The 4,769-nt window shown below is 67.7% G+C and carries 6 protein-coding genes and 1 tRNA gene; 4 read left to right on the top strand and 3 right to left on the bottom strand.

Annotated features, from left to right (window positions below; translation table 11 throughout):
* Window positions 1-374 precede the first annotated feature (374 nt).
* Entirely contained in the window at window positions 375-713 is a 339-nt protein-coding gene (locus tag IE318_RS44055) for a hypothetical protein (protein WP_189908444.1), read from the top strand.
* 461 nt (window positions 714-1,174) lie between these two features.
* Window positions 1,175-1,561: a hypothetical protein gene (locus IE318_RS44050; RefSeq protein WP_189908443.1), complete on the top strand. Its 387-nt coding sequence runs from the start codon at window positions 1,175-1,177 to the stop codon at window positions 1,559-1,561.
* A gap of 43 nt (window positions 1,562-1,604) precedes the next feature.
* Here the strand turns inward: IE318_RS44050 and IE318_RS44045 are convergent, their stop codons facing one another.
* Entirely contained in the window at window positions 1,605-2,006 is a 402-nt protein-coding gene (locus IE318_RS44045; RefSeq protein WP_189908442.1) for a YccF domain-containing protein, read from the bottom strand.
* Window positions 2,007-2,117: 111 nt separating this feature from the next.
* On the bottom strand, window positions 2,118-3,419 hold the full coding sequence (locus IE318_RS44040) for an APC family permease (protein WP_229904215.1): 1,302 nt from the start codon (window positions 3,417-3,419) through the stop codon (window positions 2,118-2,120).
* A gap of 130 nt (window positions 3,420-3,549) precedes the next feature.
* Here IE318_RS44040 and IE318_RS44035 point away from each other — a divergent pair, with 130 nt between their 5' ends.
* Window positions 3,550-3,816, top strand: coding sequence for a GlsB/YeaQ/YmgE family stress response membrane protein (locus tag IE318_RS44035; RefSeq protein ID WP_189908441.1), 267 nt, complete (start codon window positions 3,550-3,552; stop codon window positions 3,814-3,816).
* Window positions 3,817-3,940: 124 nt separating this feature from the next.
* On the opposite strand, the gene IE318_RS44030 is transcribed toward IE318_RS44035, so the two are convergent.
* Window positions 3,941-4,429, bottom strand: a complete 489-nt coding sequence (locus IE318_RS44030) for a YajQ family cyclic di-GMP-binding protein (protein WP_030174428.1) — start codon at window positions 4,427-4,429, stop codon at window positions 3,941-3,943.
* 181 nt (window positions 4,430-4,610) lie between these two features.
* Here IE318_RS44030 and IE318_RS44025 point away from each other — a divergent pair.
* Window positions 4,611-4,742, top strand: a tRNA-OTHER gene (locus IE318_RS44025).
* Window positions 4,743-4,769: the final 27 nt, after the last annotated feature.

The following is a 4,769-nucleotide window of genomic DNA, read 5'->3' as shown; positions in this document are numbered from 1 at the left end:
GGCGGGGTCAATACGCCGAACACCCCGAACACGCCGAACACGCCGAACACGCCGGGCGGCGGGATCAATACGCCGAACACCCCGAACACGCCGAACACACCGAACACGCCGGGCGGCGGATTCAATACGCCGAACACCCCGAACACGCCGAACACACCGAACACGCCGGAATGACAGTGCCGAAATCACGATGGGGCCGCGCAACATCTGCGCGGCCCCATTGTGCGACTTAGATTCAGAGGATTCCCGCAGGCCGCAGCAGCGACCTCACGGTGCTCAGAAGGCCCTGTGCGTCCGGGATCTCAGATGCATTTGACGTGATGCCAAGTGCCCTTGACGTATCCGACATGTTGGACGCGTCAAATACGTCTTCAGTGTTCGACGCCTCAGACTCCTTTGAGGCGTCGGAAGTCTTTGAGGCGTCGGAAGTCTTTGAGGTGTTGGGCGTGTTGGGCGTGTTGGGGGTGTTGGGGGTGTTGGGGGTGTTGGGGGTGTTGGGCGTGTTCGGCGTGTTGGGGGTGTTGGGTGTGTTCGGAGTGTTAGGGGTGTTCGGGGTGTTGGGCGTGTTCGGAGTATTCGGCGTGTTGGGAGTGTTAGGCGTGTTTGGTGTGTTGGGCGTGCTCGGAGTGCTCGGGGTACTCGGTGTACTCGGCGCCGCGATCTGCGGTGTGATCGGCTGCTTCTGGCCGTCGGACGGCGCGTCGGCCGGCTGAGGGTTCTGAGGGATCTGGAGGGCCTGGAACTGGGGTGCCTGACCTCCCAAATAGGTGATGCCGGTGAAGGTGACCGGCCCGGTGTAGGTGCTCGTGTTGTTGTCCGCATGAGCGATGCCCATGCTCACAACAGCGAAGGTCCCCACGGTGGCGGCGGTGGTCAGAATTCGCTGGATTCTACGCAAGGCTCTTCTCCTCGGACTCCGAGCTGCGCAAGCTCAAATACCCATGCGGGGTTGCGCAAATAAAATGACACATGCGCAAGTCCGACACTCGTACCAGCGATCTGTGTCGTCGTCGCCGTCACCCGTTCATCGCTTGATGGCTGTTCCATCCTCTGTGGCAGACGGAGCCGAGCCCGAGCGCCCTGCCGATGAGTCGATGACACCGCCGTACGCTCACCCGATCCTCGAACTCTCGTCCGATATGGCCAGTTCACTCGCAGCCCAGGAGGGATCAGAATGAGGAAAGTGAACTTGCGGGGCGCCGGCCTCGCGGCTGCGGTCTCGTCCTGCTTGATGGTCGGCGTATGGGCGGCGCCGGTGAGTGCGGTGAGCGGTTCACCGGAGAATACGCAGTCCATGCAGTCCACACCTGTGAAGTCGCCGCTCAGGTGCTATGCGACGCGAAGTGACCCGAAAGCGGTCGTGTGCTACCGGTTCTCGGAGAAGGCCGAGTTCAGGCATGGCGAGATTGTCTATGTCCCCATCCTTATTCAGGTGCCCACGCCTTCAAATCCGCCGGCCATAACCGTCGTCGACAGTCTGAGCGACGTTCGCCCGACCGACACCGGTCCTGGGACCAGCGGCTCCGACACAGGAAGTGCGCCGAACGACGGTGGTGGCTGAGCCGCTTGGACGGTCGGTCGAGCGGGGGCGCCCAGCGGCAGGATCAGCGTCCGGCGAATCCCTGATCTGTGTCCACTACCTCTCGCCCAAGAGGCATGAGGGAGATCGGGATGAGCTTCAGGTTTGCCCATCCGAAGGGGATGCCGATGATCGAGACGAACAGCGGGATGCTCGTGACCAGGTGTCCCAGGGCCAGCCACCACCCCGCGAAGATCACCCAGATCACGTTGCCGACGAACGATCCTGCCCCGGCGCCCGGCCGTTCCACGGTGGTGCGGCCGAAGGGCCACAGGACGAAGCCCGCGATACGCAGCGACGCGATGCCGAACGGGATGGTGATGATCAAGATGAAGCAGATCAGTGCCGCGATCAGGTAACCGATCGCCATCCAGAAGCCGCAGCAGACGAGCCACAGGATGTTGAGCAGCAGGTTGAACACCTTCATGATCGGCACCTTCCCAGGTCGCTCCGCCGACGTTGCCTGCTTTTGCACCTACTTCCACCAGTATCAGTTGGTCACGCGCTCAGGCCGAATCGCAGCGCCCTCGTGGCCTGATCAGGAAGTTCGTCGTGCCTGTCGCACGCCGTACGCGGCCGCCCCCACCGCCAGTACACCCGCGCCCACGGCCACCGAGAGCCAGGGCAGGGCGAACGCCAGGGCCGCGCAGCCGATGAGGCCCACCGCGGGTACCGCCCGCCGGACGGGCGCGGAGCCGAGGGTCCAGGCGGAGGCGTTGGCGACGGCGTAGTAAGCGAGGACCCCGAAGGAGGAGAAGCCGATCGCGCCCCGGACGTCCACCGTGGCGGCCAGGACCGCGACGACGGCACCCACGGCGAGCTCGGCCCGGTGCGGCACATGGAAACGCGGATGCACGGCGGCCAGCGCGCCCGGCAGATGCCGGTCCCGGGCCATGGCCAGAGTGGTGCGCGAGACGCCCAGGATCAGCGCGAGCAGCGAGCCGAGCGCGGCCACGGCGGCAGCGACCCGTACCACTGGAACCAGCCCCGGCACCCCGGCCGCCCGCACCGCGTCGGCCAGCGGCGCGCCCGCCCGCGCGAGTCCGTCCGGCCCCAGCACCGCCAGCACGGCCACCGCCACAGCCACGTACACGGCCAGCGCGATGCCCAGGGCGAGCGGGATCGCGCGCGGAATCGTCCGCGCCGGATCGCGCACCTCCTCGCCCAGGGTCGCGATCCGCGCGTACCCGGCGAACGCGAAGAAGAGCAGCCCGGCCGCCTGCAGAACGCCGCCGGCGCCCCGGGAGTCGCCGATGGCGAGCCGCCCGGCATCGGCCGCACCGGAGCCCAGGCACACGACGGCCACGGCGGCCAGCACCGCCAGCACCACCGCCACGATCGCCCGCGTCAGCCAGGCCGACTTCTGGACGCCGCCGTAGTTCACCGCGGTCAGCGCCACGACGGCCGCGACGGCCACCGCGTGCGCCTGGCCCGGCCAGACGTACGCGCCGACGGTGAGCGCCATCGCCGCACAGGAGGCCGTCTTGCCGACCACGAACGCCCAGCCCGCCAGGTAGCCCCAGAACGCACCCAGCCGCTCGCGGCCGTACACATAGGTGCCGCCCGAGGCGGGATACCGGGCGGCCAGCCGTGCCGAGGAGTCGGCGTTGCAGTAGGCCACGAGGGCGGCGACCGCGAGCCCCACCAGCAGCCCCGAGCCGGCCGCCCGCGCCGCCGGCCCGAGGGCGGCGAAGATTCCGGCCCCGACCATCGAGCCGAGCCCGATGACCACGGCGTCCCCGACCCCGAGGCTGCGCCGCAGCCCGCCGCCGGACGCCGGCGAGGACGAGGAGGCCGGGCCGGGGGAGTGGCCCGGGGAGTGGCCGGGGGAGCGTGTCATGGCTCGGGACCCTACTGGCCGATGCAACCGTGAGGTGTGGCCGTGTCGTCTTCTTCCACAACACGGCACGAACACGCGTGTGGCACACATGACGACGCACACCAGTCGTCGAGGAAGGCGGATTCAGGGCATGAGCGTCATCAGCTGGATCATCCTGGGACTGTTGGCCGGGGCCATCGCGAAGTTCCTGCTGCCGGGCCGCGACCCGGGCGGCTTCATCGGTACGACCCTCATCGGCGTCGCGGGCGCGTTCATCGGCGGCTGGATCTCGGCGCGCTGGCTGCACCACCCGATCGCGAAGCACTTCTACGACGGCGCCACCTGGGCCGCGGCGATCGGCGGCTCGCTGGTGCTGCTGATCGCCTACCGCATCCTGTTCGGCAACTCACGGGACTGAGCCCGCGCGTCGGGGGCGGACGAGGCGCCGCGCACGGCCGCTGACGTGCGACGCGGCCCGCGGACACGAGAGGGGCGGACACCGGCCGACGGTGCCCGCCCCTCTCCCGTATCTGCCGTACGGACTACCGGTAGTTCACGAACTGCAGCGCGAAGTCGAAGTCCTTGCCCTTCAGAAGGGCGATCACGGCCTGGAGGTCGTCGCGGCTCTTGGAGCTGACCCGCAGCTCGTCGCCCTGGACCTGAGCCTTCACACCCTTGGGGCCCTCATCGCGAATGATCTTCGCCACCTTCTTGGCGTTCTCCTGGGAGATGCCCTCCTCGATCGAGGCGAAGATCTTGTACTCCTTGCCGGAGAGCTGCGGCTCGCCCGCGTCCAGGGCCTTCAGCGAGATGCCCCGCTTGATCAGCTTGGACTGGAAGACGTCGAGGACGGCCTTCACCCGGTCCTCGGAGTTCGCCTCCATGAGGATCTTTTCACCGGACCACGAGATCGAGGCACCCACGCCCTTGAAGTCGTAGCGCTGCGAGATCTCCTTGGCGGCCTGGTTGAGGGCGTTGTCGACCTCCTGCCGCTCGACCTTCGAGACGATGTCGAAACTGGAGTCGGCCATGTCCTGTGGCTCCTTGTATCGGGGTCTGTCGGAGTGTGTCGGGTGCGTGCGGGGGTGCGTACGACTCGCGTACACGTCGCCTGCCGACGGGCGTGGGGAAGCCGCCGAGGCGGATCTTCGGGGCCCGGTCCGCATCCGCACCAGCCTAGCCACCCCCCGCTCCCGCGGCGCGGATCAATCGGGTGGCGAAGCACCCCTGCGCATCGGGTATTGTTTACGTCGTTGCCAGGGAGCACCGCCGAAAAGCGGTTCGAACGGCAGCAAACCCGGCGGTGTGGCTCAGCCTTCCTAGGTTCGAATCCTAGCGCCGCCACGCTGAGGGAAACCCCCTCCGACCAGC

The organism is Streptomyces spiralis, from assembly GCF_014654675.1.
Taxonomy (GTDB): domain Bacteria; phylum Actinomycetota; class Actinomycetes; order Streptomycetales; family Streptomycetaceae; genus Streptomyces; species Streptomyces spiralis.
The sequence above is the reverse complement of the archived record's forward strand: the minus strand, read 5'-3'. Positions and strand labels throughout refer to the sequence as shown.

Excerpts from the sequence above, each read along its gene's own strand:
- IE318_RS44050 (WP_189908443.1), top strand. The coding sequence starts at position 1,175 with ATGAGGAAAGTGAACTTGCGGGGCGCCGGCCTCGCGGCTGCGGTCTCG.
- IE318_RS44045 (WP_189908442.1), bottom strand. The coding sequence starts at position 2,006 with ATGAAGGTGTTCAACCTGCTGCTCAACATCCTGTGGCTCGTCTGCTGC.
- IE318_RS44040 (WP_229904215.1), bottom strand. The coding sequence starts at position 3,419 with ATGACACGCTCCCCCGGCCACTCCCCGGGCCACTCCCCCGGCCCGGCC.
- IE318_RS44035 (WP_189908441.1), top strand. The coding sequence starts at position 3,550 with ATGAGCGTCATCAGCTGGATCATCCTGGGACTGTTGGCCGGGGCCATC.
- IE318_RS44030 (WP_030174428.1), bottom strand. The coding sequence starts at position 4,429 with ATGGCCGACTCCAGTTTCGACATCGTCTCGAAGGTCGAGCGGCAGGAG.